Genomic DNA, 25,514 nt, shown 5'->3' with positions numbered 1-25,514 from the left:
TAGCACGGTTGGGGGGGGAGGGGTTGGGGGTGGGGGTGGGCGGCGCCGGCCTGACGCCGCCCGCCACGACGTTCGCCGCCTCCGGCCCGTCCAGCAGGCCCGAAGGGCTGGGAGTGCCCGAACTCGTCGCGGAGGCCGCTCTGTTGCAGGCGCGCCTGGACTGGTTGCAGACCCAGTTGGCCCGGCTCGGCGAGCGCGGGTCCGGCGGCCCTGGCCAGGGATAGGCGCAGGTGTCCCTGGGTACCCGGGTGGTCCGGACCGAGAGGAGGCGGACACCGTGACCGGGACGATCGATGTGAGGCCTACGCGCGACAAGCGCCGCCCAGCGCGAGACCGCTCGGCGGGCGACCGCATGGTGGATGAACGTTCACCTGTCGAACCTTCGGTGGCTGAGCGGTTCCCCGCCGAACCTTCTGTGGAGGAACGTCCGCAGGTCGAACCTTCGGTGGGTGAGCATTCGGTGGGCGAACTCGTCCATCGGGCCACCGAACAGCTTTCTCAGCTCGTACGGCAGGAACTGACCCTGGCCAAAATGGAGCTGACCGAGAAGGGGCGCCGCATGGGGCGCGGCGGCGAAATGCTCGGCGCGGCGGGAGCCCTCGGCTACGTCGGACTGATCGTGCTCGCCGGCGCGGCCGCCGCCGCCCTCGCGCTGGTGCTGCCCGTGTGGGCCTCGGCGCTCATTATTGCGGGCTTGCTGTTCGTGATCGCGGGCGTGCTGGCCCTGGTCGGCCGCGCCCAGCTGCGCCGCGGGGCACATCCCATGCCGGAGGAGATGCTCGGCAGCGTCAGGGCCGACGTCGAGGCGATCAAGGAAAGGGCGCACCACCGATGACGGACAGGACACAGGGTGGCGGCGGCTTCACCCCGCCCGCCGGGGCGAAGGGCCCCGATGAGCTGAGGTATCAAATCGAACAGACCAGGAGTCAGCTGGGTGACACGGTCCAGGAACTGGCCGCCAAGGCGGATGTCAAGGGCCGTGCGAAGGCCCGCGCGGCCGACCTGAAGGACAAGGCCGGCGCCATGACGGTCCAGCTGCGCAGCTCCGCTACGCAGGCCGGGCACGCCGTCCAGGAGAGGGCCACTCGAACCGGCCACCAGGCCCAGGAGAGGGCGAGCCGGGCCGGGCAGACGCTCCAGGAGCGGGCCCCGGTGAGCAACGCGGTCCAGGTGTACCGCCGCAATCCGCGCCCGTTGGTGCTCTCGCTCGCGGCAGGGTCGGCGCTGGTGGCGGCCGGGCTGCTGATCCGGCGCGGCCGGCAGGCGCGGCAGGCGAGGCAGGCGCGGCGCTGGTGGCAGTCGGAGTGCTGACCCGGAGCGGCCGCCACCGCTGAGGTCGTCCGCTCCGGGAGTCGAGCATCGGGGCCACCGGGACCACCGGGACCACCGGCTCACCTGAGGCCGCCCACACCCGAGAGGTGGGGGCGGCCTCTGTCTGTGCCGGTCCCTGTGCCGACTACGTCGGGATGTCCGACCCACCGAAAAGTCGCCTCGTCTGGACAAAAAAAGTTTTCGGTGGGAGGGTGGGGCCCATGCTGGACGTCACCGTGATCGAGGACCCCGAGGCCGCAGCCGTCTCCCTGGACCCCACAAGGGCCAGGCTGCTCGCCGAACTGGCGGCCGGCCCGGCCTCCGCCGCCATGCTGGCCGGCACGGTCGGCCTGCCCCGGCAGAAGGTGAACTACCACCTCAAGACGCTGGAGCGGCACGGACTGGTCGAGCTGGCCGGTGAGCGCCGCAAGGGCAACGTCACCGAGCGGCTGATGCGCGCGACCGCCGCGTCGTACGTCATCTCCCCGCTGGCCCTGGCCTCCGTGCAGCCCGACCCGGACCGCTTCCGCGACCAGTTCTCCGCGCGCTGGCTGCTCGCCCTCGGCGCCCGGCTGGTGCGCGACGTCGGCTCGCTGATCACCGGCGCGGCCAGGGCCCGCAAGCGGCTGGCGACCTACGCGCTGGACGGCGAGGTCCGCTTCGCCTCGGCCGCCGACCGGGCCGCGTTCGTCGAGGAGCTGACGGCCGGCGTCACCGCTCTGGTCCGCAAGTACGACGCCCCGGACGCCGAGGGCGGACGCGACCACCGGATCGTCGTCGCCCTCCATCCCACGCTCAAGGAGCAGGCCGCGCCCGCGGTGGAACCGCCCGCCGCGGAAGCGCCCGCCGTGGAGCCTGGCGCCCGCTAACCCCCCGACCGTCACCGAGCCCGACCGTCACTGAGTCCGACCGTCACCGAGCAGGAGCCCGTCATGTCCAAGGAATTCGAGATCGTCCGTGAGTTTGAGGTCGACGCCACCCCGCAGGAGGTGTGGGAGGCGATCACGACCGGTACAGGTGGATACCTGTGGCCGATGGAGCCGCCGGAGCCCCGGGTGGGCGGCGCCGGACCCTTCGGGTCCACGGTCACCGCCTGGGACCCGCCGCACCGCTACACCAACCGCAGCGAGAACACGGGCATGCCGACCCAGTCGCTCAACCAGCTCGACCACACCCTCGAACCGCGCGACGGCGGCCGTCGCGCCTGGGTGCGATACGTGCACAGCGGCATCTTCACCGACGACTGGGACAACCAGTACGACGGCGCGAACCGGCACACCGACTTCTATCTGCACACCCTGCGCGAGTACCTGACGCACTTCGCGCCGCGCCCGGTGGCCTTCGCGACCCTGAACGGTCCTGAGGCGTCCACCGCCCCCGACGCCTTCACGGCCGTGGGCCGGGCCCTCGGGCTCACCGACGACACGGCCGCGGGTGCGCGGGTGTCCGTCCGCGGGCCGCGGACGTTCGAGGCGGTGCTCGACTACCGCGACCCGTACTTCATCGGGCTGCGCACCGACGACGCCCTCGTCCGCCTCTTCGGCCGCAACCACTGGGGCGCCCCGGTCGGTGTCAGCGTCCACGACTTCGCGCCGGACGCCGACGCCAAGGCGACCGAAGCCGCCTGGCAGGGCTGGCTGAACGGGGTGTTCAGCCAGCCCTGAGCCCCTACCCGGTTACGGGTGCAGACGGATCAGCTGCGGGTCGTGGTCGCTGATCTGGTCGTGGAACTCCGAGTTGATGTGCACGCTCTCGTACTCGAAGTTGCCGCCGCGCTTGAGCGCCGGGCTGATCAGGATCTGGTCCAGAACCTGCTCGTTGCCGTTGTAGTTGTAGGTGTAACGCTCGTTCTTGGGCAGCGACTTGATCGCCGACCACAGCTCGCCGTCGCCCTCGAGGATCTTCGCGGTGTCGGAGAACTCGAAGTCGTTCATGTCGCCGAGCGTGACGACGTCCGCGTTCTTGTCGATCTTCAGGATGTCCTTGACGAAGGTGTTCACCTCGGCCGCCTGAAGGTGGCGCTGGACCTCGGAGCTGCGCGGCGCGGGCTGGTACTGCGAGGTCAGGTCGAAGTCGCCGCCCTTGGAGGCGAAGTGGTTGGCGATCACGAAGACCGTCCGGCCACGGAAGGTGAACTCGCCGGCCAGCGGCTTGCGGCTGGTCTTCCACGCGTCGCTGGTCGGGTTGATCCGGCCCGGGGAGACCGTCAGGGCCGGCTTGTTGCCGTTCACCTTGGTGACACCGACGGCGGTGGTGGAGTCGCCGCCCGCGCGGTCGGTGAAGGAGACCCGCTCGGGGTTGAACAGGAACACCTGGCGGATGTTGCCGCCGGGCTCGCCGCCGTCCTGGTTGTTGACCGGGTTGATCGAGCGCCAGTCGTACTTCGGGCCGCCGGCCGCGACGATCGCGTCGGTCAGCTTCTTCATCGTCACGGACGCGTCGACCGTGCCGTCGTCGACGGCACCGTTGTTGTCCTGGATCTCCTCCAGGGACACGATGTCGGGCGACTGGAGGTTGTGCACGATCGCGGCGGCGTGCTCGTCGAAGGTGTTGTCGGACGGGTCGAGGTTCTCGACGTTGTAGGTGGCCACCGAGAGCTCGCCGGGCGTCTGCTTCTTGGCCGTCGCGCGCTGCAGGCCACCGCTCTTGAGCGTGCCGAGCTCGTCGGCGACGATCGTGTAACCGCCGAACTGGTTGTAGTCCAGCGGGCCGGTGGTGGTGCCGGCGAGGCTGTCACCGACGTTCGCCTGGGGGAAGTCGGCGGCGTCGCCCAGCGTCTGGATCTGCACGCGGCCGGTGTTCGGGGTGTCGTAGGAGCCGTAGACCGTGCCGCCGTGGGGGCTGGGGTTCTCGCCCGGCTTCACCGTGACCCACATCTCGGCGTAGGCGTTGGAGGGGCCGACCACACGGACGTCGGAGACCTGGACCCGCATGCCCTCCAGGGACTTGTAGTAGTCCAGGGCGTACTTCGACGGCTGCAGGGGCAGAGCGTTGATCGAGTTCTTCGCGGCGGGGTCGCCGGCCGGGGCGTACGCGGCCGGCACCGACTTCGCGTCGATCACGACCGGCGCCGGGAGCTTGTTGCCGCTGGACACGACCGTGACCTTCGGCTTGGTGATCTCGGTCACCGTCTGGTAGCTGGCGCCACCCGGGGCGTACTGGGAGACCGTGCCGGTGACGGTGACGGAGTCGCCGACGGCGACCGTCGGGGTGGAGCTGGTGAAGACGAAGAGGCCCTCACTGGTGGCCGGGTTGTTGTCCGGGTTCGGGTCCTGCAGCCAGAAGCCCTTGGAGGAACCGTAGGCGCGCACGCCGGTGACGATTCCGGGCACGTCCGTGACCTGCTGGTTGGCGTACTGGGATATCCGGGTCGTGCCCTGGATGTCGTGAATGTGCACGGTGTCGGCGTGCGCGGGGGAGGTGAGGACGATCGCGGAGGTCGCGGAGGCGGCGACGGCGACGGACAGCGCGACGAGGCGCGTGCGGGACTTGCTGGGCAAGGGGGGATCCCTCCGGGGGTGTTGCGGATCGCCGGGACGAACGCCAGGCGTGGGGCGCGGGTCGCGCGTGTGGACAGCGGCCGACGGGCAGCGGTGTCGGCTGCCCGTCGCTTGTCTACGCGCGTAAAATCTGCTGTGGGATCACATCCGATGTCAAGGTCTCTGTCGTGTACGTCGGCTGACGGGAAAATGAACAGCACGGCATCGGTGGAAATCCGTCTAGGCTGGGCGGCAAGTCGTCAGGCTTCATGCCATGCGGGTGTCCGACCCACTGGGCAGCCAGGTGCGCTAGGAGAAACCAGCCGATGTCAGACAGGTCCTCGTTCCCGCCGGTGCGGCTCGCCTCCGAACCGGAGTTGGCCCGGGACGCGCTCGCCACACCCCTGCTGTCCCGCGCCGCGCGGCTCGCGCGCCGGGCCGGAGCCGGGACGCGGGTCGACGCCGACGGCGGGCTGGCTCAGGAGCAACTGCCTACCGCGGCCGAGGTGCTCGGCCTGAGCGGAGACGACGCGGCGGCCGGGGTGAGCGAGGCCTGGCGGGTCGCCCTGGACACCGGGCTCGTCCGGATCGTCGACGAGGACGAGGGCGCCGTCGCGCCCGGCCCCGACCTGGATCTGCTGACCGGCGGCTCGCCGCGCGACGTGCTCACGGTGTGGTCGAACGCCCTCGAGACCGTGCTGGCCGACGCGAGCGTGCCCGATCTGGACGCGCTGGTCGAAGCGGTGGGCCGGGGCGGCGCGGTCGACCTCTCCGGACTGGACTGGGATCCCGAGGCGGAGGCGGAGTTCCTCGACGGGGTGCTCGCCAACCTCTACCGGCTGACGGCCGGCGCGGACGGGGCCGGCGGCGGTCCGGTGCCGCTCCCCGTGCTCGCCGCCTCCATGATCGTGCCCAGCGACATGGGGGAGCCCACCAACGACATACTGGAGCAGGTCTCCGAGGCGATGATGCGGCTGGACGATCAGTTCCGGCTGCTGGAGCCGACGGGCCTGGTCGTGTACCGGCCGGTGGACGAGGAGTTGATGGCGGAGGCCGAGAGCGAGCCGTCTACGCCGGTCGAGGAGGTGGACGTCGCCCGCTACGGCATGGTGCGGCTGACCCCGCTCGGACTGCACGGGCTGCGGACCCGGCTGCTGGAGGCCGGCTGCCGGGCGCCGGTGATCGGCGAGTTCGCGGACAAGGGTGCCGACGTGCTGCTCGACGGCACCGCCGGGTTTCCCCCTGCGGCCACGCACGCGGAAACCGAGCAGTGGCTGGCGAGCCGCGAACCGCTGTCCGCCGCCCGGGAACTGCTCGCCGCGGCGCGCGGCGCGGACGCGGGCGCGCCGCTGCGGCGGCTGCGCTGCCAGCAGGCCCTGTCCCTGGTCGGTCCCGAGGCCGAACCGGCGCTGCGGGAGGTGCTCGACGACGCCGAACTGGGCGGTCTCGCCCGGGTCTGGCTGACCGAGCGCGGCCTGGCCGACGTGCCGGCGCCGTCCCAGGAGCTGATCTTCTGGCTGACCATCGACACGGTGGCCGCGCAACTGGCGGCCGAGGGTGACTCCGAGGAACTGCATGCCCTGGTCGAGGGGCTCGCCGAGCAGCACAGCGGCTTCTTCGCGGCGGCCTGGCGGGTGGACCATCCGCAGACGGCGGACGTCCTGGAGGCGATGGGCCGGCTGCATCCGGACAAGAAGACCGCCAAGGAAGCCCGCAAGGCGGCGTTCAAGGCCCGCTCCGCGCACGGCGGTTGAGACGCGGATTCGCGTACGGGCCGCGTTCGGCGGCGCCGGAGGTGGGCGAACGCGGCGCGCGCCCGGCGGCGCTCCGCGGGGCGGAGCGCGCGGCCGCGGGGCCGACGAGCCCCGGTCAACACAGGGCCGATTGCAGCCTGGGGCCACTGGTCATGGATCGGCCGTGATCCGTGACCGCTGGTCTTGGGCCGACCGTGACCTGCGACCTCCGGTCATGGAGCGGCCGCGGCCGTGATGACCGGTCTTGGGCCGGTTGTGGCTTGCGACCTCCGGTCGTGGAGCGGCCGTGGCTTGCGCCGACCGGTCGTGGAACGGCCGTGGCCTGTGACGACCGGTCGTGGAGCGGTCGTGGTCCGTGACGGTCGGTCATGGGGCGGTCGTCCGAGGGCCGCGGCGCCGTGCGGGCCGCGGCCGTTCGGGAAGGTGCCGTGTCTCGTCATTTACTGACGGCGAAGCGCATCAGGGCATGCTCGTCGCCCTGCTTGATCTTCCCCGTCTCGTTGATCACCTCGAGCTTCCAGGAGCCGCCGACCCGCATGGCCTTGGCCAGGGCGCAGCCGTTGTCCTGGGTGAGCAGGCTCGGCCAGATGTCGGCGACCTGCTGCGAGGTGCCCCCGGTCGCGTCGTAGACCTTGAAGCTGATGTTGCGCGCCTTCTGGAAGGAGCTTCCCTTCTTGAACGCCGCGGCGATGAACACGATCGAGGTGATGTTCTGCGGTATCCGGGCGAACTCGACCGTCACCGTCTCGTCGTCGCCGTCGCCCCGGCCGGTCTGGTTGTCACCGCTGTGCAGCAGCGAGCCGTTGCCCATGGGGTCCAGCGAGTCCAGACCCGCCAGACGTACCGGGTCGGCGCCCTGCATGGCGATGGCGATCAGGTCGAGGTCGGTGCCCATCTTGCGGCGGAGCATGCCCATCACCCCGCCGGAGGTGCCCCCGGTGGGGTCCCAGGACACACCGATGGACATGTGGGTCACACCGTCCAGGTCCGCCGGGCCGTCTTCTTTCGTCAGAGTGATCATGTGTGGTTCGTCCTCCGGTGAAATGACTTCGACAGGCGAATTCTGTCCTACAGCGCCTCGGCCGCGGGCTTCACCATGTTCCGTACGGTGCGGGCCTTGACGAAGTCGCCCAGGGCCGTCATCTCCCATTCGCCGGTGAACTGCCGGACGAGTTTGGCCATCATCACCCCGGTCTGCGGCTCGGCGTGGGTGAGGTCGAAGCGGACCAGCTCCTCCTCGGTGGTGGCGTCCACCAGACGGCAGTAGGCCTTGGCGACCTCGGTGAACTTCTGGCCCGAGAAGGAGTTCACGGTGAACACCAGGCCGGTCACCTCCTTGGGCAGACGCCCGAGGTCGACCACGATCACCTCGTCGTCGCCCGCGCCCTCGCCCGTGAGGTTGTCGCCGGAGTGCTTCACGGCGCCGTTCAGGATGGTGAGCTTGCCGAAGTAGCAGCTGTCGATGTGGTTGCGATGCGGGCCGTAGGCGATGACGGAGGCGTCCAGGTCGATGTCGGCGTCGCCGCCGTACGCCGGTTCCCAGCCGAGGCCCATCTTGACTCGGGCGAGCAGCGGGCGGCCGCCCTTGACCAGGGACACGGTCTGGTTCTTCTGGAGGCTGACCCGGCCCTTGTCCAGGTTGACCTTCCCGGTGCCGGGAGCGGGCACGGCGGCCGGTGGGACCGGGGGCGGCGGAGGAGCGGAGGTCGGGAACTGCGCGGCGGGCGGCGGGGGCGGCGGGGTGAGCGGCCGCGGCGGGACGACCGGCTGCGGCGGGGCTGCCGGGGCGGGGGCCGGTTCCTCCACCGTCACGCCGAAGTCGGTGGCGATGCCCGCGAGTCCGTCGGCGTATCCCTGGCCGACGGCCCGCGCCTTCCACTGGCCGCCGCGCAGATAGATCTCCACGACCACCAGCGCCGTCTCGGCGCCGAGCCGCGGCGGGGTGAACGTGGCCAGCACCGAGCCGTCGTCCGCGTCGCGGACGGTGGCCGTGGGCTCGATGCCCTGGAAGGTCTGCCCGGCGGCGTCCGGGCTGGCGGTGACCACGATCTTCTCGATGCCCGGCGGCACCGCGGCGGTGTCCACGGTGATCGCGTCGGGCGCGCTGCCGCCGCCCGAACGGTAGGTGACGCCCGGCCCGGACGGCTGGTTGTAGAAGATGAAGTCGTCGTCCGAGCGCACCTTGCCGTCGGCGGTGAGCAGCAGGCCCGATACGTCCAGCCGCACCGGAGCGGCGACGTCCACCGTCACACGCGCGGCGGCCAGAGGGATGTTCGAGCCGGGGGTCATAGCTGTCATGTGGGAGGTAACGACCGAGGGCGCTTTGCCGTTCCCTTACCCGGCGAACGGGGGAGCGCCCTCTGCGGCCCCGGGCCGGCCGGTCCTCGCTACGGCACGACCACGATCTTCCGACCGACCCCGGACGCGAACTGGTCCAGCGCTTGGGGGTACTCGTCGAGAGGCAGGCGGTCGCTGATGAAGACATCGGGGTCCAGCACCCCGTTGGCGAACAACTCGGCCGCCCGCTCGTAGCTGTGGAGTACGGCCATGGAACCGGTGATGGTCAGTTCCTGGTTGTAGATCCGGTACGGGTCGATCATCACCCGGGTCGCGTAGTCGGCCACCCCGAACTGGAGGAACGTGCCCGCCTTCGTCACCCGGTCCAGGCCGTCCTGGATCGCGGCCGCGTTGCCGGTCGCGTCGACCACCACGTCCCATCCCTGCGGCCGGTCCAGCTCGTCCGCGTTCGCCGCGGACGCCGACACGCCCAGCTGCCGGGCCGTCTCCAAGCGGGCCGGGTTCACGTCGACCACGTCCACGCTGGCCGCGCCTGTCCGCTTGGCCAGCTCCAGCATCATCAGTCCCATGGTCCCGGAGCCGTAGATCAGCACGTGCGCGCCCAGGCGGGAGCGCAGCACGTCGTAGCCGCGGACGGCGCACGACAGCGGCTCGATCAGGGCCGCGTCCTCGGTGCGGACGTGTTCGGGCAGTTTGACGCAGTTGGCGACCGGGGCCACGGCGTACTGGGCGGCGCCGCCTGCTGTGGTCACGCCGATCGCGGCCCACCGCTCGCACAGGTTGTTGTGCCCGTCGCGGCAGTAGCGGCACTCGTAGCAGTACAGCGACGGGTCGACCGCCACCCGGTCGCCGACCGACACCTCCGTGACCTGCGTGCCGACCGCGGCCACCTCGCCGGCGAACTCGTGCCCGGGCACGATCGGCAGCTTGGGCGCGAACTCGCCCTGGAGGATGTGCAGATCGGTGCCGCACAGCCCGCAGGCCGCCACCTCGACGACCACCTCGCGCGGTCCCGGCGTCGGGTCGGGGACCTCGGTGACGACGGCGCGGCCCACGGACTCGATGACGGCGGCCTTCATTTGACGGCTCCCAACGACAGGCCCTGGACCAGTTTGTCCTGGGCGGCGAACCCCGCGGCGAGTACCGGCAGGGAGATGACGAGCGACGCGGCGCACACCTTCGCCAGGAACAGGCCCTGGCTGGTGATGAAGGTGGTGAGGAAGACGGGCGCGGTCTCGGCGACCACACCCGTGAGGACCCGCGCGAACATCAGCTCGTTCCAGCTGAAGATGAAGCAGATCAGGGCGGTCGCCGCGATGCCGGGCAGGGCGATCGGGGCGACCACGCGGCCCAGCACGGTCGGCAGTCGGGCGCCGTCGATCTGGGCTGCCTCGATGATCGCGACCGGGACCTCGGACAGGAAGGACTGCATCATCCAGACCGCGATCGGCAGGTTCATGGCCGTGTAGAGGATGACCAGTGCCCAGATGTTGTCGAGCAGGCCGGTGTTCTTCGCGAACAGGTAGATCGGCAGCAGGCCGGCCACCAGGGGCAGCATCTTGGTGGACAGGAAGAAGAACAGGACGTCGGTCCACTTCTTCACCGGCCGGATGGACAGCGCGTACGCGGCGGGCAGCGCGAGGAGGAGGGTCAGCAGGGTGGAGACCAGCGAGGCGGTCATGGAGTTGATCAGCGCGGGCCAGGGACTGGCCCCGCCGGTCAGCCCGAAGAACTGCCGGTAGCCGTCCAGCGTCAGCGCGGCGGCCACCGACGGCGGGTTGGTCGCCGCGTCCGCCTCGGAGTGGAAGGACGTCAGGACCATCCAGAGCAGGGGCAGCACGAACACGAGTCCGGCCAGCCAGGCGACGACGCCCAGGGCCGCCCCCCGGAACCGGCCGCGCGGGTTGCCGTACCGCGGGGTGGTGGCGACGGTGGCCATCAGCGGGACACCTCCTCACGGAACAGCGACGACACCACGCGCAGCGCGAAGGTCGCCAGGATGATCGAGCCGATCACGACGACGACGCCGGCCGCGGAGGCGAGGCCGTTCTCGTGCGCCTGGTAGAAGGTCTGGTAGATCGTGTACGGCAGGTTCGCGGTGCCCAGGCCGCCGGAGGTGATGGTGAACACCGCGTCGAAGTTCTGCACGATGTAGATCGAGCCGAGCAGCACGCCGAGTTCGAGGTAGCGGCGCAGATGCGGCAGGGTGATGTGCACGAAGATCTGCCAGTTGCCGGCCCCGTCCATCCTGGCCGCCTCGAGCAGTTGTGAGTCGCGGCTCTGCAGTCCGGCCAGCAGGATCAGCATCATGAACGGGGTCCACTGCCAGATCAGCGCGGCCTCCACCGCCATCAGCGGCATGTCGGAGATCCAGTCCGGCTGGACCGCCCCGTCCCCGCCGACGGCGTGCAGGATGCCGTTGAACAGCCCGTACTCCGGGTTGAACAGCAGGTGCTTCCACATCAGCGCGGCGGCGATCGGCACCAGCAGGAACGGCGCGATGAGCATGGTGCGCACGGCGGCCCGGCCGCGGAAGCGGCGGTCCAGGAGCAGCGCGAGCAGCAGGCCGAGCAGCAGGCTGACCAGTACCACGGTGACGGTCAGCAGGATGGTCGTCCACACCGAACTGCGCAGCTCGGGATCGCTCAGCACCTTGCCGTAGTTGGCGAATCCGGCGAAGCGACGCCGGTCGGGGTAGAGCGCGTTCCAGTCGAGGAACGAGATCACCAGGGTGGCCACGAAGGGCAGCTGGGTGACGACGATCATGAAGACCAGCGCCGGCAGCAGGGGAGCCCGGGTGGCCCAGGCCCGCATGCGGTTCGGGCGCCGGGCCGCCGGCCGTCCGGGGACGGCGGCGGCGCGGGCCGGTGACGTCAAGGTCATGATCCCTCGTACTTCGCGGCGACTGCCTCGGCGAGCTTCTGGGACTTCGTCAGAGCGCTGTCCACCGACTGGCGTCCGGCGATGGCGGAGCTGATCTCCTGGGAGACCTTGGTGCCCAGGTCGGTGAACTCGGGGATGCCGACGAACTGGATGCCGGGCGCGGGCCGGGGCTGCACGCCCGGGTCCTCGGGCTTGGCGTTCGCGATGGCGTCCCGGGTGACGTCCGCGAAGGCGGCGGCCTCCTTGCGGTACTGCGGGATGTCGTAGGTCGAGGCGCGCTTGCCGGCCGGGACGTTGGACCAGCCGGCGTTCTCGCCGGCGAGCTTCTCGTAGTCCTTGCCGGAGGCCCAGGAGATGAACTTCCAGGCGTTCTCGGAGTTCTTGGACGCCTTCTGGATGCCCCACGCCCAGGTGTAGAGCCAGCCGGAGCCGTCGGTCTTCTCGACCGGGGCCGGGGCGTAGCCGATCTTGCCCTTGACCGGGGAGCCGTCGGCCTCCAGGGAGCCGGCTCCGGCGGTGGCGTCGTACCACATGGCCGTCTTGCCCTGGGTCATGTTGTTCAGGCACTCGGCGTAGCCGGACTGGGCGGCACCGGCCTCGCCGTGCTTGCGGACCAGGTCGACGTAGAACTGGGTGGCCTCCTTGAACTCCTTGGAGTTCAGGCGGGCCTTCCAGTCCTTGTCGAACCAGGTGCCGCCGTAGGTGTTGACCACCGTGGTCAGCGGCGCGATGACCTCGCCCCAGCCGGGCAGGCCGCGCAGGCAGATGCCCTTCATGCCGGGCGTCGAGCCGTCGATCTTGGCGGCCAGCTCGCCGACCTGCTTCCAGGTGGGCTTCTCCGGCATGGAGAGCCCCTCCTTCTCCAGGACGTCCTTGCGGTACATCAGGAAGGAGGACTCGCCGTAGAACGGCTCGCCGTACAGCTTGCCGTCGTCCGCGGTGAGCGCCTTGGTCATCGGCGGGAGGATGTCGCCCTGGTCGAAGGCGCTGTCCTTCTTGACGTGGTCGTCCAGGGGGTGCAGCCACCCGTTCTTGGCGTAGATCGGGATCTCGTAGTTGCTCAGGGTGGCGACGTCGTACTGCCCGGCCTGGTTGGCGAAGTCCTGACTGATCTTGTCGCGGACGTCGTTCTCCGGCAGGACGGTGAAGTTCACCTTGATGCCGGTGTCCTTGGTGAAGTGGGCGGCGGTCAGCTTCTGCAGCTCCACCATCTGCGGATTGTTCACCATCAGGACGTTGACGGAGCTGCCGCCGGCGGATCCGGATCCGCCGGCGCCCGAGCAGGCGGCGAGCGGAGCGATCAGCGTCCCTACCGCCGCCACGGCGAAGAGGGTCCGTGGCGAGCGTCGGCTCTGGGTTCGCATGGGTACTCCAGGAGATGTTGACACTGAGGGGGACTTGTGGGGGAACGAGGACGCCTCACGGGGCGGGTGGGGGGTGAGGTTGTGCGGGGTGCGGGGTGCGGGGTGCGGGGTGCGGGGTGGCTCGGCGGTCAGACCCGGATGACCTGCGGCCCGAGCAGGGAGTAGCGGTGTGCCTCGGTCGCCGGGAGCAGAGTGCTCGTCACGATCGCCTCCAGCGCGCCGACTTCGGCGAACCGGCAGAAGCTGACCGCCCCGAACTTGGTGTGGACGCCCGCGAACACCACCCGGCGCGCGGCCCTGACCGCCTGTGCCTTCACCTCGCTGACCGCCGGGTCGGGTGTGGTCAGACCGTGTTCGCGGGAGATGCCGTTGGCGCCGATGAACGCCAGGTCGATGACGAAACCGGACAGCATTCTCGTCGTCCAGTGGTCCACGGTGGCGAGGGTGCCGGAGCGGACCCGGCCGCCGAGCAGCAGCACGGAGATGGTGCCGGTCTCGGCGAGCGCGCCCGCGACCGGCAGGGAGGCGGTGACCACGGTCAGCGCGCGGTCCCGGGGCAGGGCCTCGGCGATGAGCTGCGGGGTGAAGCCCTCGTCGACGAAGACCGTTTCGGCGTCCCCGAGTAGTTCGGCGGCGGCGGTCGCCACCCGGCGCTTCTCGGGTACGTGGCTGGTGGCGCGGAAGGCCAGGGTGGTCTCGAAGCCGGCGCTCTCCACGGGGTAGGCGCCTCCGTGGGTACGGCGCACCAGACCGTGCTCCTCCAGGGACCGCAGGTCCCGCCGTACGGTCTCCTTGGCCACGCCCAGGTCGGTGGCGAGCGCGGTGACGTCGACCGATCCGGACGCACGCGCCAACCGCACGATCTCGCGCTGGCGCTCCTCGGCCGTCCCGTGGCTCATGGGTCGACCACCCGCTTCCTGGTTTCGATGCCCGTTCGGGCCCGGTGTGGCCCTTGCCGGATGTTCTACAGCGGGTGCGCGGTTCTGACCAGGCTTGTTTTGAGTTTGCTCCTGCCCGTTTGCGCCCGTTCGGCTCGGGTAGTGCCCGCCTCGGACCTGCACGGGGGCGTCCCGCGGCGTGGGAACGGGCAGCGCGGATGCCCGAAAATGAGGGCGGGCGGGCCCGTTCGGTGCCCGCCCGCCCTCGACTGCGTCGATTTCCCGCCGCGTCAGTAAGGCCAGATGGGCGGGTCCGTCACGAACGGGCCGCCGATGTAGACATGGGCCTTGTTGTCCGGGTCGGGCTCGCCCTGCTCGGCGATCAGCTTCTCGGCGTACCGCTCGGAGTTGTCCTGCGGCTCGTAGCCGAGCGCCCGCGCGCCGGACAGGTCCAGCCACAGGCGGGTGTTGGCGGAGACACCGTGGACGACGGTGTGGCCCACGTGCTCGGCGGTCAGGGCCGCGTGGAGGAGGCGGGCGCAGTCGGCGGGGCTCATCCAGAGGGAGAGCATCCGCACACTGGTCGGCTCGGGGAAGCAGGAGCCGATGCGCACCGAGACGGTCTCCAGGCCGTGCCTGTCCCAGTACAGCTGGGCGAGGTCCTCGCCAAAGGACTTGGACAGGCCGTAGAAGGTGTCCGGGCGGCGCGGGGTCTCGACCGGCAGGGGCGGTTGGCCGGGGCCGGGGTGCGGGGTGTGGCCCACCACGTGGTTGGAGGAGGCGAAGACGATCCGCCGCACGCCCTCCTCACGGGCCGCCTCGTACAGGTGGTAGGTCCCCTCGATGTTGGCCTTGAGGATCTTCTCGAAGGGGGCTTCCAGGGAGATGCCCGCGAGGTGGATGATCGCGTCGACGCCCCGGACGGCCTCGCGCAGGGCGTCCCGGTCGGAGAGGTCCGCGACGATCGCGTCCGGCTCGCCCTCGACGGGCCGCATGTCCAGCAGGCGCAGCGCGTAGCCGTGGTCGGGCAGCAGGCCCCGCATCAGGGTGCCGAGCCCGCCGGCGGCGCCGGTGAGCAGAACGGTGCGGGGAGCGGGCATCCTCGGACTCCTTGAGGGTCGTTCCTGTGTATGGACACGATTCACATGGATGGACACGCTATGAACAGGCGCCGTACCCCGTCAAGTGTGTCGCGCACACGCGAAATCCGCCCCTGTGTTGCCGGTTTGCGCGCTTGACCTGCCCGAATGGGGGCTCCTAACGTGATCGCGTTCATGAGCATGGACATGGCTCAGAAGCGTGCACTCGCCCGGCTGATCGAGCGTGGCCGCGCGCTGCTCGACGAGGAGGAAGCGTGAAGACCTCGGCCTTCGTCTACCCCTGGGACGTCAACGGCGACCCCGAGGCGCCCGGCCGTCTCGCCGCCCTCGGAGTGGAGCAGGTGACGCTCGCCGCCGCCTACCACTCCACGCGCGCACTGACGCCCCGCCACCCGCGCCACCGGGTGGTCACCGCCGAGCACGCCGCGGTGCTGTATCCGGTGGACGACCGCTGGGAGGGCCGGACGCTGCGTCCGTATCCGGCGGGCGACTGGGCGCCCGGCGACGCGTACGGCGAGGCGGCGGCGGCCCTGGCCGAGGCCGGTCTCGAGGTGCACAGCTGGGTGGTCCTCGCGCACAACTCCCGCCTGGGCGCCGAGCATCCGGACACCTCCGTCGTCAACGCCCACGGCGACCGCTACCCGTGGGCGCCGTGCGTCGCCCGCCCCGCCACGCGCGCGTACCTGACCGAGTTGGCCGCCGAGGCAGCCGTCCGCCCCGGGGCGCGCGGCACCGAGCTGGAGTCCCTCGGCTGGTACGGGCTCGCCCATCTGCACGCCCACGACAAGACCGCCGGGGTGGGCCCGGGGGACGCCGGGCAGTACCTGATGTCCCTGTGCTTCTGCCCGGACTGCCGCGCCGGTTACGGCGAACAGGGTCTGGACCCCGACGAGTTGGCGCACGCCGTACGGTCCGCCCTGGAACCGGTGTGGCAGGGGGCGCCCGCCGGCGAGGGCTGGGCCGGTGTGGTCGACCTGCTCGGCGAGACCAGGGCGGACGCCACGCGCGCCTGGCGTGAGGGGACCGCCCGCACCCTTCAGGAGGCGGCGGTCGCGGCGGTCCGCGCGGCGGCCCCCGACGGATTCCAGGTCCTGCTGCACGCCGACCCGGTGTCCTACCACTGCGGTGCCAACGCCGGGGTCGACCCCGCCCACATCCTGTCCGTCGCGGACGGCGTGGTGGTGCCCTGCACGGGCGGTTCCGGCCTGCTGGCCCCGTTCGCCGAACAGGGCCGTCCGGACGCCGTCCTGGCCGCCAACTTCACGATCGTCTCCGGCATGGGCGGCAGCCCGGGCACCCTCGCCGAGGACGCCGCCCGCGCGCGGGACCTCGGGGCGAGTGAACTTCGCCTGTATCACGCGGGGTTGGCCTCGGACGGCGACCTGTCGGCGGTGCGGTCGGCAGTGCGGGGCCTGTGAACAGTCTCGGGGACCATCGGTACAGCGGTTAACGCTAAGCCGGTGATCCTGAGCGTCTGGGGTGCGTATCGAGTCGTGATCAATCTGCGGGCGACGGGGCCTGGTCCGGTACGTCATCTTGCGTGACGCGAGCGCAAGTGACGGACATGGGGAGTTCATCGGGCCGTACTCGCCGATCGGCCAGTACGGCCCGTACCCCGCGTGGCCGCGGCGGCAGTTCGACCGCGTCGTGGAGCATCTCGGGGCCGTCTCGGAATACCTTGGGCGTGGCCGAGGCCGACCTGACCCTCGTGCGTGAAGCAGTACAACGAGCGCAAGCCGACGGCGTACGAGCACGCGTGGGAAATGCGGGACGCGTAACCCGGAAGCGGAGGAGGACGGCTCCAGTGCGTGATCACCCCATGGTGGAGCTACCGGAGCGGTCCTCGCTCGTCAACGTGGACAGTGGGCTCCGACGAGAACACGTCGGCATTCACCGGGCCATAGGCGATGTTGAAGGTGTCCAGCCAGTACGACCAGTCCCGCACACCCGCCGCGCTGCTGAAACGGTAGTTGAGCTGCCAGCGGACCCACTGGCCGGAGGCAAGGCGCACGGCTGGGGGCCGTCGCGGCCGAGGTGGTATGGCGAACAGAGACTGTACTCGGGGAAGGACGCGCAACCGACCGTCGGCTTCACGAAGCTGGACGTCGACCTTGCGCAGGTCTTCCTCGACGCCATGGGGCTCGAAGCCGTCTCGCTCATGCATGCGGACCACGTGGGCAAACGAGGGCGGCACATACGGGACAGTGAAGCCGACGGGGGCCGCGTTCCTACGGGCGGCGGCCTCTCCTCCGCGGGACTGTTTCGTCCAGGACGTCCGTATCCACTGGACGGTGATTTCCACGGCCTCCACCCCTGCCACTCCATCGAAAATCTCACTCTATGCGCGCGGCTTCTCCGGCCCGCACCAACGTCGCCAACGACCCGAAAGGCCGAGCACTTGCTGCGGATGGTCGACCCGGTCGACGACACCTACCGTCGGCAGGTGAACCGCCGGCTCACCGTGCAGGAGTCGCGTCACAAGCTCGCCTGCGACGTCTGCCACGGCAAGCGCGGCACCATCCACCAGGCGTACCGCGACGGCATGGAGGACCAGCCCGGCGCCCTCGGCCTGGTCCTCGACGCCATCGTGCTCTGGACCACGGGCTACATCGACGCCGCCGTCGCCCAACTCCGCGCCGAGGGGCACGAGATCCGGGACGAGGACATCGCCCGCCTGTCCCCGCTCAAGCACCGCAACCTGAATTCTCGGCCGCTGTGGCTTCACCTCCTCCACCCCGGCCGCCGGCGCCCTGCGGCCCCTGCGAGACCCGGATGTGCCGGAGCTGGGCGAGGACGACGACGGGGGTGGGCAGGATTAAGGGTGACCGACCAAGGTGGTGATGAGCTTGCGGGTCCTTGCCTTGGTCAGGCGCTTCGCGGCGGTGACGGTCCGCTGCCCGGGAGCCCGCGACTTGCCGGCCGACGGAAGGTGAGGGAATTGCCCGGTGCGATGGTGATCAGTGAAGAGGTAGGGCCGGTTCGCCATCAGAGGCCAGCGGAAGTTTGGGATTGCTCGTTGTCCGGCGGGACGTCGGCAGGTCTCGGGAGCGCCGGATCGGGGAGAAGAGCAGGATCAGTGCGGCGAGCGGGATCCCCGCTGTCGTGATGGCCATGGCGGTGCGGAGGCCGAGTGCGGTTCCGAGTATGCCGCCGAGCAGTGCTCCGATGGGGATCGCTCCGTAGCTGAGGAACGCTGTGCTTGCGGTGAGACGGCCGAGGAGATCCGGCGGGCAGTAGCGTTGCTGGAAGCTCGCCTTGATGATGTTGCCGGCGACGACGCCCGCGGAGACGCTGAAGCCCCCTGTCACGAAGAGCAGGATCCCGGCTCCGCCGACGGTCAGTGGGATGAGTAGACCGAGTGTGGGAAGTCCCAGTTCGAACAGCAGTGTTGCGCGGGCCGTGCCGATCCGGTGAGCGACCCGGCGTGCGGCGAATGCCCCGGCTACGCCTCCGGAACTGGTCGCCGCGATGAGTGCGCCGACCGTCCCCGGGGTCAGGTCGACGCTCCGGACCAGGAAGACCACTTGGATTGACTGGTATCCCATAAGGGCCAGGTTGGAGGCGGCTCCGAAGAGTGTGAACGTGCGGAACCAGGGGTCGTAGGCGATCAGCCGCAGGCCTTCGCGGACTTCGCTGACCAGTGAGGTGGGGCGGTGTTCGGTTCTGGTGATGCGTGGCTCGCGATGCCGGATGCCGGCGAGGCACAGGAGGGAGACGAGGAATGTGGCGGCGTTGGCGAACATCCCGTTCACCGCACCTGCCAACTGTGCGATCAGGCCGCCGGAGCCGAGCCCGGCAATCTGCGCGGCGGATGCGCTGCCGTGCAGTTTGGCGTTGCCCTCGGGCTGGTCATCGGGTTCCAGAATGGTGGGGAGATAGGCGGTGTAGGCGGTCTGGAAGAACACCGCTGCCGTGCCCGTCAGCAGGGCGACGGCCAGCAGCAGTCCGATACTCAGCCGGCCGGACCATGCGGCGACGGGGACGCCGGCGAAGAGTACGAGGGAGACCGCGGAGGCGGCCAGCATGACCGGTCTGCGCCGCAGCCGGTCCACCCAGGCACCGACCGGGAGACCGATGATCAGCCAAGGGGCCCAGGCAGCGGCGCTCAGCAGGCCGACCTCGAACGTGCTGGCGTGCAAGGTGGAGACGGCGACCAGCGGCATCGCCACCCCGGTGACGGACGCGCCGAACTTGCCGGCGGTCTCGCCGCACCACAGCAGGCGGAAATCGCGGTGGCGACGCAGGAGGCCACCGCGTGTGCCGTGGCTCATGCGGAGCCACGCACCTTGCGGGGGAAGGACTGGAGCTGTACCACGACGGGGAGCGCGTCCGGGGCGGGCTCGGCGTCCGGCGCAGGGGTATGGCGGGCGATGACGGCCATCAGCTCCGCGTTGAGCGCCTCCAGCTGCTTCGGGGTCATCCGCAGGTCACTCCAGTCCGAGACGGTGCCGGCGCTCCGCCACCTGTCGTCCCAGTCCTCGCTGAGGTAGTTCACGACCCGGCCGTAGTACTGCTGTACCAGTTCGTGCAAATAAACCGACAGCGCACCCCGGGTGTCGGGATCGTCGCGGAAATCGGCAGTGTTCAGCTCATTGGAGACGTCGACCCTTCTCCACCAGCGCTCGCGTTTCGTACCCCGTCCGGTTTCCTCCTCGATGAAGCCGTGCTCGGCGAGGTGGCGCACATGCCAACTGATGGTGCCGGTGTTCTCCCCGAGCCGTGCGGCGAGCCTGGTGGCGGTAGCAGGGCCGTCCAGGCTGAGCAGTTCAAAGATGTTCATCCGCAGCGGGTGGGCCAGCCCTCGCAGGCTGCGCGCATCGAGGCGTCGGGTCGGCTTGGCGGGCTGCGACGTGCGTTCAGGTTCGTCGGGCATGTCGACAGCGTAGGTTGCAGAGTCTTCTCTGCATAGGAGTTTATGCAGAGGGAACTCTGCCAATGCTCGCCGTCGCCGGACAGATCGAGCGCAACTACATCTGGGAGAAGACCCTGGAGGGCCAGGTCATCGCCGCGGCCAAGGGCAACCACGGCGGACGCCCGAAGGTCATCGACGACGACATGCTCACCTTCGCCGTCGCCCTCAAGGGCAAGGGCGTCCCTGTCCCCGAGATCGCGAAGAAGCTCACCATCAAGAGCGGCAAGAGCGTGGGCAAGTCACCCTCGGTCGCCTCGCTTTACCGGGCGCTCGCAGAAGCCGAGGCCGTCGCGGCGGACGACAGCCTGCCGTTGCGCCCGAAGCCTGTACGCATCCGCCGGCCTGGAGAGCCGCTCACCGCCGACGAGACCGACCTGTACGAACGGCTCCAGGGCCATTCCCACTCAAACGCCGAGCTGCGGTAGACGCGCTCCCGGCCTGCGTCGAGCCCGTGATCATCGGCTTAGCGTCAACCGCTGTACCGATGTTCCCCGAGGCCGGTGAAGCAGTAGCAGTGACGTGGCCAGCAGCCCCAGGGCCAGGAGCGTCAGGAGCACCGGCAGGGAGGCGACGCCGACCAGAGCGGCACCCGCGGCCAGGCCGACCACGTTGGGGACGAAGACCAGCGTGTTCGCCGTGGCGGCCGTCCGGCCGAGCAGTTCCGCCGGTGTCTCCCGCTGTACGGCGGTGAACGCGGCGATCAGTACGCATGGCAGTCCGGCGCCGTTCGCCACGCTGCTGACCAGGGCCACCGGGTCGGACGGGATCGCGCGCAGGGCCACGCCGGCCGCCGTGAGGGCGATGCCGAAGGCCGCGAAACGGCGGCTGCCCAGGCGGCGCAGGGCGGTGCCCGAGGCGAGACCGATCGCCACCGAACCGGCGCCCTGGACGGCGTACAGCACCCCGGCGTACGCGGGCGCGTGGCCGAGGCGGTCGACGACGGCGTAGAGCAGTGCGCCGGCCACGCCGGTGAACAGCATCGTGGCGCCGCCGGCCAGCACCAGGGGCCGCAGCCGCGGGTGGGACCACAGATGGCGGGCGCCCTCGGCGGTCTGCGCGCGCCAGGAGCTCTCGGGCCGGCGGGGCTTGTCCTCCCGGACCCGCAGCCTCGCGTACAGACCGGCGGCGAGCAGGAACGTGGCCGCGTCGAGCAGGGCCACGCACCGGCCGCCGTACGCCGCGTACAGGCCCGCGCCCGCCAGTGGGGCCAGCAGCTTCATGCCCTCGTTGGCCGTCATCCGCAGCCCGTTGAAGTCGCCGAGCAGCTTCGCGTCGACGGCGGTGGCGACGACCGCCGACTGCGCCGCGTCCTCCACGACGCCCGTGGCGCCGTAGAGGAACAGCACCCCGTACAGCACCCAGACGCGGGCGGGGGCGTCGACGGTGAGGAGGATCGGCAGCAGCGCCGCCAGGAACAGGTTCGTGCCGATCAGCACCGGCCTCCGGCGGGCACGGTCGGCGAGCGTGCCGAGCGCCGGGCCGGCCAGGGTCGGCGCCCACATCGCCAGCAGGCACAGCGCGGCCAGCCCGTCCGAGCCGGTGAGGTCCTTGACCCACACACCCGAGGCCAGCCACAGCGCCGACGTGCCGAAACCGGAGACCACCACGGCGGCCAGACACACCCCCGCCGCGCGGTCGCGCAGCACCCGGAGCAGGGTCCATTCAGTCGTCATACCGCTCGATCGTCGCCCTAAGACCCCGCCCCCGGGATCCGGCAGGTGCCGTAGAACCCGGCGTGCCCGGGTGGGACTCCACCGGCAGCCCTCGGTCATGTCACCGGTGGGCGACGGGGTGCGAGGGGGCGGCGGTGACACCGGCGGAGCTTCCCGGAGTTGCGGCGGCACACGGGTCCGGCCGCCGAGCGCCCGGCTGTCACACCCGGTGCCTTCGCACACTGACGCCCCCGCCGACGGTGCTCGCGCCCGACCGCGTCGCGAAGGCGAACGCCCGGCACGTGCCACCGCGCTGCGTCCGCCGGTGCAACCGCCCGCCCCGCACCCGCCGTTGACGGCGCGATTCTCCTGTGCCGGAAGCATTGACGAAACCCCGGGCCCCTCTTACCTTCATCGCGTCGTACTTCGTACGTCATATATGAGACGCGATACGCGAGACCAGGAACTCGCGATCCGAGCCGTGATGTGATCGACGAGATCCGAGAGGCGCGCATGACCTCTGTGCCCACGCCGATCCCCTCCCGCACGCAGGTCGTGCTGGAAGGGATCAAACACCGCATCCTCACCGGGCGGCTGACGCCCGGTCAGGCCCTGGTCGAGACTGAACTCGCCGCACAGTTCGGGGTGTCCAAGACCCCGGTGCGCGAGGCGCTGAAGACCCTGACCGGCACCGGACTGGTCGTGATGAACCAGTACAAGGGCGTCACGGTGCGCGAGGTGGACGCGGACATGGCACGCGAGGTCTACGACGTACGGCTGCTCCTCGAGCCGGAGGCGCTGCGGCGTTCGGTGTGCCGCGGCGCCTCCCTGGACGCCGCCCGCGACGCGCTGAAGCGGGCCGACGAGGCCGCGGACACCGCCGAACGCTCCCTCGCCAACCGCGAGTTCCACCGCGCCCTCTACCTGCCCTGCGGCAACCCGCTGCTCGGCCGGATGCTCGACGAGGTCCGCGACCAGGCCGCCCTCGTCTCCGCCGTCGCCTGGTCCGCCGACCCCTCCTGGGAACGGGAGGCCACCGAGCACCAGGAGATCCTGCGGCTCGCCCTGGAGGGTGACGCCGACGGCGCGGCCCGCGCCCTCCACGCCCACATCGCGTCGTTCGTGCAACGGGCCTTCCCCACAGCGGAGTCGAAGGCCCAGGGAGAGGACGGTCAGGCATGACAACGGCGTTCGAGACCCAGCGGGCGGCTCTGGCCGACGTGGTGGCGATCCCGGTGACCCCGTTCACCGAGGACGGCGGCGTCGACGGCACCACCTACCGGGCCCTGCTGCGCCGCCTGCTCGACGGCGGCATCACGACGCTGACGCCCAACGGCAACACCGGCGAGTTCTACGCCCTCACCCCCGAGGAGCGGCAGCGGGTCACCGAGATGACCGTCGAGGAGGCCGGGGGGCGGGCGGCCATCCTGGTCGGCGTCGGCCACGACGTGCCCACCGCGGTCGCCTCCGCCCGGCAGGCCCACGCGCTGGGCGCGCAGATGGTCATGGTCCACCAGCCCGTGCACCCCTACGTCTCCCAGGGCGGCTGGGTCGACTACCACCGCGCGATCGCCGAGGCCGTGCCCGAGCTCGGCGTCGTCCCCTACATCCGCAACGCCCAGCTGCCCGGCGCCCGTCTGGCCGAACTCGCCGACGCCTGCCCGAACGTCGTCGGTGTCAAGTACGCCGTCCCGGACGCCAGCCGCTTCGGCGCCTTCGCCCGGGACGCGGGCCTGGACAGGTTCGTGTGGGTGGCCGGCCTCGCCGAGCCCTACGCCCCCTCCTACTTCTCCGCCGGCGCCACCGGTTTCACCTCCGGCCTGGTCAACGTCGCCCCGGCCGTCTCGCTGAGCATGCTGCGGGCGCTCAGGGCCGGCGACTACCCCGCCGCCATGAAGGTCTGGGAGCGGATCCGCCGCTTCGAGGAGCTGCGCGCGGCCAACGGGTCCGCGAACAACGTCACCGTCGTCAAGGAGGCCCTCGCCGCGCTCGGCCTGTGCCGCCGGGACGTGCGCCCGCCGAGCAAGCCGCTGCCGGAGAACGAGCGCGCCGAGGTCGCCGCCATCGCCGCCGGGTGGTCGATATGAGCGCCCGGCCGAGCGAGAGGCGCCCGGAGGACCTGCGCAGCCACCAGTGGTACGGCACCGACGGCCTGCGCTCCTTCAGCCACCGCGCCCGCACCCGCCAGCTCGGCTACCTGCCCGAGGAGCACCTGGGCAAGCCGGTCGTCGCGATCCTCAACACCTGGTCCGACATCAACCCCTGCCACGTCCACCTGCGCGACCGCGCCCAGGCGGTCAAGCGCGGGGTGTGGCAGGCGGGCGGCTTCCCGCTGGAGTTCCCGGTCTCCACGCTCAGCGAGACCTTCCAGAAGCCGACCCCGATGCTCTACCGCAACATGCTCGCCATGGAGACCGAGGAGCTGCTGCGCTCCTACCCGGTGGACGGCGCGGTCCTGATGGGCGGCTGCGACAAGTCCACCCCCGCCCTCCTGATGGGCGCCGCGAGCGTCGACCTGCCCACCGTCTTCGTGCCCGCCGGGCCCATGCTGCCCGGCCACTGGCGCAGCGAGGTGCTCGGCTCCGGCACCGACATGTGGAAGTACTGGGACGACAAGCGGGCCGGCCTCATCGGCGACTGCGAGATGGCCGAACTGGAGAGCGGCCTGGCCCGCTCGCCCGGCCACTGCATGACCATGGGCACGGCCTCCACGCTGACCGCCGCCGCCGAGGCCCTCGGGGTGACCGTGCCCGGCGCCTCCAGCATCCCGGCCGTGGACTCCGGTCACGACCGGATGGCCGCCAAGGCGGGCCTGACCGTCGTCGAACTGGTCCACAGGGACCGGAAGCTGAGCGAGATCCTCACCCGCGAGGCGTTCGAGGACGCGGTCACCACCGTCCTCGGCCTCGGCGGCTCCACCAACGCGGTGATCCACCTGATCGCCATGGCGGGCCGCGCGGGCGTCACGCTCACCCTCGACGACTTCGACCGCATCGCCCGCACCGTCCCGGTCCTCGCCAACGTCCGCCCCGGCGGTCAGAAGTACCTCATGGAGGACTTCCACTTCGCCGGCGGCCTGCCCGGCTTCCTCTCCCGCATCCCCGACCTGCTCCACCTGGACCGGCCGACGGTGTCGCACGACACCCTGCGCGAGCAGATCGCCGGCGCGCGGGTGCACGACGACGATGTGATCCGGCCCCGCGACAAGCCGGTCGCGGACGAGGGCGGCGTGGCCGTGCTGCGCGGCAACCTCTGCCCGGACGGCGCCGTCATCAAGCACATCGCCGCCGAACCGCACCTGCTCGGGCACACCGGACCCGCCGTCGTCTTCGACGACTACCGGACCATGCAGCGCACCATCAACGACCCCACGCTCGGCATCACCGCCGACAGCGTGCTCGTACTGCGCGGCTCCGGCCCCAAGGGCGGACCCGGCATGCCCGAGTACGGCATGCTGCCGATCCCCGACCACCTGCTCAAGCAGGGGGTGCGGGACATGGTCCGGATCTCCGACGCCCGGATGAGCGGCACGAGTTACGGCGCCTGTGTGCTGCACGTCGCCCCCGAGAGCCACGTCGGCGGACCGCTGGCGCTGGTGCGCACGGGTGATGCGATCACCCTCGACGTCGAGGCCCGCACCCTGCGACTCCACGTGGACGACGAGGAGTTGGAGCGCCGCAGGGCCGAGTGGACGCCGCCGCCCGCACGCTACGAGCGCGGCTACGGCGCCCTGTACTCCGAGCAGATCACCCAGGCCGACACCGGCTGCGACTTCGAGTTCCTGGCCCGGCCGGGGAAGGTGCCGGACCCGTACGCCGGGTAGCCGGCCCGGCGCGCCGGCACCGAACCGCCCCACCCCTGCCCCTGCCCCTGTGCCGAAGTG

The 25,514-nt window shown here is 70.8% G+C and carries 23 protein-coding genes and 2 pseudogenes; 12 read left to right on the top strand and 13 right to left on the bottom strand.

Annotation, left to right across the window (positions count from 1 at the left end; all coding sequences use genetic code 11):
- From ACTYVM_RS00590 to ACTYVM_RS00570, 5 genes and pseudogenes are all read left to right on the top strand, one after another.
- A pseudogene (locus ACTYVM_RS00590) lies at window positions 1–224 on the top strand (hypothetical protein); the annotation flags it as partial.
- A 128-nt stretch (window positions 225–352) separates the two neighbouring features.
- A complete protein-coding gene (locus tag ACTYVM_RS00585) occupies window positions 353–835 on the top strand; it encodes a phage holin family protein (RefSeq protein ID WP_445523985.1) in 483 nt (160 codons plus the stop codon).
- Window positions 832–1,311 (top strand): DUF3618 domain-containing protein, encoded by a 480-nt coding sequence (locus tag ACTYVM_RS00580; RefSeq protein WP_445523980.1) that lies wholly within the window; start codon window positions 832–834, stop codon window positions 1,309–1,311. The genes ACTYVM_RS00585 and ACTYVM_RS00580 overlap by 4 nt, the downstream gene beginning before the upstream one ends.
- A 221-nt stretch (window positions 1,312–1,532) precedes the next feature.
- On the top strand, window positions 1,533–2,180 hold the full coding sequence (locus ACTYVM_RS00575; protein WP_445523979.1) for an ArsR/SmtB family transcription factor: 648 nt from the start codon (window positions 1,533–1,535) through the stop codon (window positions 2,178–2,180).
- Between the two features lie 63 nt (window positions 2,181–2,243).
- Window positions 2,244–2,975, top strand: a complete 732-nt coding sequence (locus ACTYVM_RS00570; RefSeq protein WP_445523978.1) for an SRPBCC family protein — start codon at window positions 2,244–2,246, stop codon at window positions 2,973–2,975.
- Window positions 2,976–2,987: 12 nt separating this feature from the next.
- On the opposite strand, the gene ACTYVM_RS00565 is transcribed toward ACTYVM_RS00570, so the two are convergent.
- A complete protein-coding gene (locus tag ACTYVM_RS00565) occupies window positions 2,988–4,811 on the bottom strand; it encodes a DUF8508 domain-containing protein (RefSeq protein WP_445523977.1) in 1,824 nt (607 codons plus the stop codon).
- A 305-nt stretch (window positions 4,812–5,116) separates the two neighbouring features.
- Here ACTYVM_RS00565 and ACTYVM_RS00560 point away from each other — a divergent pair, with 305 nt between their 5' ends.
- Complete coding sequence (locus ACTYVM_RS00560) at window positions 5,117–6,544, top strand: hypothetical protein (RefSeq protein ID WP_445523976.1); 1,428 nt, start codon at window positions 5,117–5,119, stop codon at window positions 6,542–6,544.
- Window positions 6,545–6,980: 436 nt separating this feature from the next.
- Here ACTYVM_RS00560 and ACTYVM_RS00555 read toward each other — a convergent pair whose 3' ends face one another.
- From ACTYVM_RS00555 to ACTYVM_RS00520, 8 genes are all read right to left on the bottom strand, one after another.
- Window positions 6,981–7,565 carry a TerD family protein gene (locus ACTYVM_RS00555; RefSeq protein ID WP_400026373.1) on the bottom strand — a complete coding sequence of 195 codons (585 nt, stop codon included), beginning with the start codon at window positions 7,563–7,565 and terminating at the stop codon, window positions 6,981–6,983.
- Window positions 7,566–7,612: 47 nt separating this feature from the next.
- Window positions 7,613–8,833: a TerD family protein gene (locus ACTYVM_RS00550; RefSeq protein WP_445523984.1), complete on the bottom strand. Its 1,221-nt coding sequence runs from the start codon at window positions 8,831–8,833 to the stop codon at window positions 7,613–7,615.
- Between the two features lie 98 nt (window positions 8,834–8,931).
- Window positions 8,932–9,921: a zinc-dependent alcohol dehydrogenase family protein gene (locus ACTYVM_RS00545; RefSeq protein ID WP_400026375.1), complete on the bottom strand. Its 990-nt coding sequence runs from the start codon at window positions 9,919–9,921 to the stop codon at window positions 8,932–8,934.
- Complete coding sequence (locus ACTYVM_RS00540) at window positions 9,918–10,781, bottom strand: carbohydrate ABC transporter permease (protein ID WP_400026377.1); 864 nt, start codon at window positions 10,779–10,781, stop codon at window positions 9,918–9,920. The genes ACTYVM_RS00545 and ACTYVM_RS00540 overlap by 4 nt, the downstream gene beginning before the upstream one ends.
- Window positions 10,781–11,725, bottom strand: coding sequence for a carbohydrate ABC transporter permease (locus tag ACTYVM_RS00535; RefSeq protein WP_445523975.1), 945 nt, complete (start codon window positions 11,723–11,725; stop codon window positions 10,781–10,783). Before ACTYVM_RS00535 ends, ACTYVM_RS00540 begins: the two co-directional genes overlap by 1 nt.
- Window positions 11,722–13,089, bottom strand: a complete 1,368-nt coding sequence (locus ACTYVM_RS00530) for an ABC transporter substrate-binding protein (protein WP_445523974.1) — start codon at window positions 13,087–13,089, stop codon at window positions 11,722–11,724. The genes ACTYVM_RS00535 and ACTYVM_RS00530 overlap by 4 nt, the downstream gene beginning before the upstream one ends.
- 128 nt (window positions 13,090–13,217) lie before the next feature.
- Window positions 13,218–13,988: a DeoR/GlpR family DNA-binding transcription regulator gene (locus tag ACTYVM_RS00525; protein WP_445523973.1), complete on the bottom strand. Its 771-nt coding sequence runs from the start codon at window positions 13,986–13,988 to the stop codon at window positions 13,218–13,220.
- Between the two features lie 269 nt (window positions 13,989–14,257).
- Entirely contained in the window at window positions 14,258–15,067 is an 810-nt protein-coding gene (locus ACTYVM_RS00520; RefSeq protein ID WP_445523972.1) for an NAD-dependent epimerase/dehydratase family protein, read from the bottom strand.
- Between the two features lie 254 nt (window positions 15,068–15,321).
- On the opposite strand from ACTYVM_RS00520, the gene ACTYVM_RS00515 reads away from it, so the two are divergent.
- A complete protein-coding gene (locus ACTYVM_RS00515) occupies window positions 15,322–16,485 on the top strand; it encodes a hypothetical protein (RefSeq protein ID WP_445523971.1) in 1,164 nt (387 codons plus the stop codon).
- Window positions 16,486–16,895: 410 nt separating this feature from the next.
- On the opposite strand, the gene ACTYVM_RS00510 is transcribed toward ACTYVM_RS00515, so the two are convergent.
- Window positions 16,896–17,369: a hypothetical protein gene (locus ACTYVM_RS00510; protein WP_445523970.1), complete on the bottom strand. Its 474-nt coding sequence runs from the start codon at window positions 17,367–17,369 to the stop codon at window positions 16,896–16,898.
- Between the two features lie 84 nt (window positions 17,370–17,453).
- Here ACTYVM_RS00510 and ACTYVM_RS00505 point away from each other — a divergent pair.
- Window positions 17,454–17,886 (top strand): annotated as a pseudogene (locus ACTYVM_RS00505) (Tn3 family transposase); the annotation flags it as partial.
- Between the two features lie 138 nt (window positions 17,887–18,024).
- Here ACTYVM_RS00505 and ACTYVM_RS00500 read toward each other — a convergent pair.
- Entirely contained in the window at window positions 18,025–19,338 is a 1,314-nt protein-coding gene (locus ACTYVM_RS00500; RefSeq protein WP_445523969.1) for an MFS transporter, read from the bottom strand.
- The gene (locus ACTYVM_RS00495) at window positions 19,335–19,940 is read right to left on the bottom strand and encodes an ArsR/SmtB family transcription factor (RefSeq protein WP_445523968.1); all 606 of its coding nucleotides are present in this window, start codon (window positions 19,938–19,940) and stop codon (window positions 19,335–19,337) included. The genes ACTYVM_RS00500 and ACTYVM_RS00495 overlap by 4 nt, the downstream gene beginning before the upstream one ends.
- Before the next feature lie 62 nt (window positions 19,941–20,002).
- Between ACTYVM_RS00495 and ACTYVM_RS00490 the strand changes: the two genes are divergently transcribed.
- The gene (locus ACTYVM_RS00490; protein WP_445523967.1) at window positions 20,003–20,404 is read left to right on the top strand and encodes a hypothetical protein; all 402 of its coding nucleotides are present in this window, start codon (window positions 20,003–20,005) and stop codon (window positions 20,402–20,404) included.
- Between the two features lie 30 nt (window positions 20,405–20,434).
- Here ACTYVM_RS00490 and ACTYVM_RS00485 read toward each other — a convergent pair whose 3' ends face one another.
- Window positions 20,435–21,652 carry an MFS transporter gene (locus ACTYVM_RS00485; protein ID WP_445523966.1) on the bottom strand — a complete coding sequence of 406 codons (1,218 nt, stop codon included), beginning with the start codon at window positions 21,650–21,652 and terminating at the stop codon, window positions 20,435–20,437.
- Window positions 21,653–22,144: 492 nt separating this feature from the next.
- On the opposite strand from ACTYVM_RS00485, the gene ACTYVM_RS00480 reads away from it, so the two are divergent.
- From ACTYVM_RS00480 to araD, 3 genes are read left to right on the top strand one after another with little or no spacing between them, the layout of a single operon-like run.
- Window positions 22,145–22,813, top strand: a complete 669-nt coding sequence (locus ACTYVM_RS00480; protein WP_445523965.1) for a GntR family transcriptional regulator — start codon at window positions 22,145–22,147, stop codon at window positions 22,811–22,813.
- Window positions 22,810–23,718 carry a dihydrodipicolinate synthase family protein gene (locus tag ACTYVM_RS00475; RefSeq protein WP_445523964.1) on the top strand — a complete coding sequence of 303 codons (909 nt, stop codon included), beginning with the start codon at window positions 22,810–22,812 and terminating at the stop codon, window positions 23,716–23,718. Before ACTYVM_RS00480 ends, ACTYVM_RS00475 begins: the two co-directional genes overlap by 4 nt.
- Window positions 23,715–25,454: an L-arabinonate dehydratase gene (gene araD / locus ACTYVM_RS00470; RefSeq protein WP_445523963.1), complete on the top strand. Its 1,740-nt coding sequence runs from the start codon at window positions 23,715–23,717 to the stop codon at window positions 25,452–25,454. Before ACTYVM_RS00475 ends, araD begins: the two co-directional genes overlap by 4 nt.
- Window positions 25,455–25,514: the final 60 nt, after the last annotated feature.

The organism is Streptomyces cyslabdanicus (assembly GCF_052663305.1).
Note: the sequence above shows the minus strand (reverse complement) of the source record. Positions and strands in the feature narration are given on the sequence as shown.

Excerpts from the sequence above, each read along its gene's own strand:
- ACTYVM_RS00585 (WP_445523985.1), top strand. The coding sequence starts at position 353 with ATGGTGGATGAACGTTCACCTGTCGAACCTTCGGTGGCTGAGCGGTTC.
- ACTYVM_RS00580 (WP_445523980.1), top strand. The coding sequence starts at position 832 with ATGACGGACAGGACACAGGGTGGCGGCGGCTTCACCCCGCCCGCCGGG.
- ACTYVM_RS00575 (WP_445523979.1), top strand. The coding sequence starts at position 1,533 with ATGCTGGACGTCACCGTGATCGAGGACCCCGAGGCCGCAGCCGTCTCC.
- ACTYVM_RS00570 (WP_445523978.1), top strand. The coding sequence starts at position 2,244 with ATGTCCAAGGAATTCGAGATCGTCCGTGAGTTTGAGGTCGACGCCACC.
- ACTYVM_RS00560 (WP_445523976.1), top strand. The coding sequence starts at position 5,117 with ATGTCAGACAGGTCCTCGTTCCCGCCGGTGCGGCTCGCCTCCGAACCG.
- ACTYVM_RS00555 (WP_400026373.1), bottom strand. The coding sequence starts at position 7,565 with ATGATCACTCTGACGAAAGAAGACGGCCCGGCGGACCTGGACGGTGTG.
- ACTYVM_RS00550 (WP_445523984.1), bottom strand. The coding sequence starts at position 8,833 with ATGACCCCCGGCTCGAACATCCCTCTGGCCGCCGCGCGTGTGACGGTG.
- ACTYVM_RS00545 (WP_400026375.1), bottom strand. The coding sequence starts at position 9,921 with ATGAAGGCCGCCGTCATCGAGTCCGTGGGCCGCGCCGTCGTCACCGAG.
- ACTYVM_RS00540 (WP_400026377.1), bottom strand. The coding sequence starts at position 10,781 with ATGGCCACCGTCGCCACCACCCCGCGGTACGGCAACCCGCGCGGCCGG.
- ACTYVM_RS00535 (WP_445523975.1), bottom strand. The coding sequence starts at position 11,725 with ATGACCTTGACGTCACCGGCCCGCGCCGCCGCCGTCCCCGGACGGCCG.
- ACTYVM_RS00530 (WP_445523974.1), bottom strand. The coding sequence starts at position 13,089 with ATGCGAACCCAGAGCCGACGCTCGCCACGGACCCTCTTCGCCGTGGCG.
- ACTYVM_RS00525 (WP_445523973.1), bottom strand. The coding sequence starts at position 13,988 with ATGAGCCACGGGACGGCCGAGGAGCGCCAGCGCGAGATCGTGCGGTTG.
- ACTYVM_RS00520 (WP_445523972.1), bottom strand. The coding sequence starts at position 15,067 with ATGCCCGCTCCCCGCACCGTTCTGCTCACCGGCGCCGCCGGCGGGCTC.
- ACTYVM_RS00500 (WP_445523969.1), bottom strand. The coding sequence starts at position 19,338 with ATGAGCCACGGCACACGCGGTGGCCTCCTGCGTCGCCACCGCGATTTC.
- ACTYVM_RS00495 (WP_445523968.1), bottom strand. The coding sequence starts at position 19,940 with ATGCCCGACGAACCTGAACGCACGTCGCAGCCCGCCAAGCCGACCCGA.
- ACTYVM_RS00490 (WP_445523967.1), top strand. The coding sequence starts at position 20,003 with ATGCTCGCCGTCGCCGGACAGATCGAGCGCAACTACATCTGGGAGAAG.
- ACTYVM_RS00485 (WP_445523966.1), bottom strand. The coding sequence starts at position 21,652 with ATGACGACTGAATGGACCCTGCTCCGGGTGCTGCGCGACCGCGCGGCG.
- ACTYVM_RS00480 (WP_445523965.1), top strand. The coding sequence starts at position 22,145 with ATGACCTCTGTGCCCACGCCGATCCCCTCCCGCACGCAGGTCGTGCTG.
- ACTYVM_RS00475 (WP_445523964.1), top strand. The coding sequence starts at position 22,810 with ATGACAACGGCGTTCGAGACCCAGCGGGCGGCTCTGGCCGACGTGGTG.
- araD (WP_445523963.1), top strand. The coding sequence starts at position 23,715 with ATGAGCGCCCGGCCGAGCGAGAGGCGCCCGGAGGACCTGCGCAGCCAC.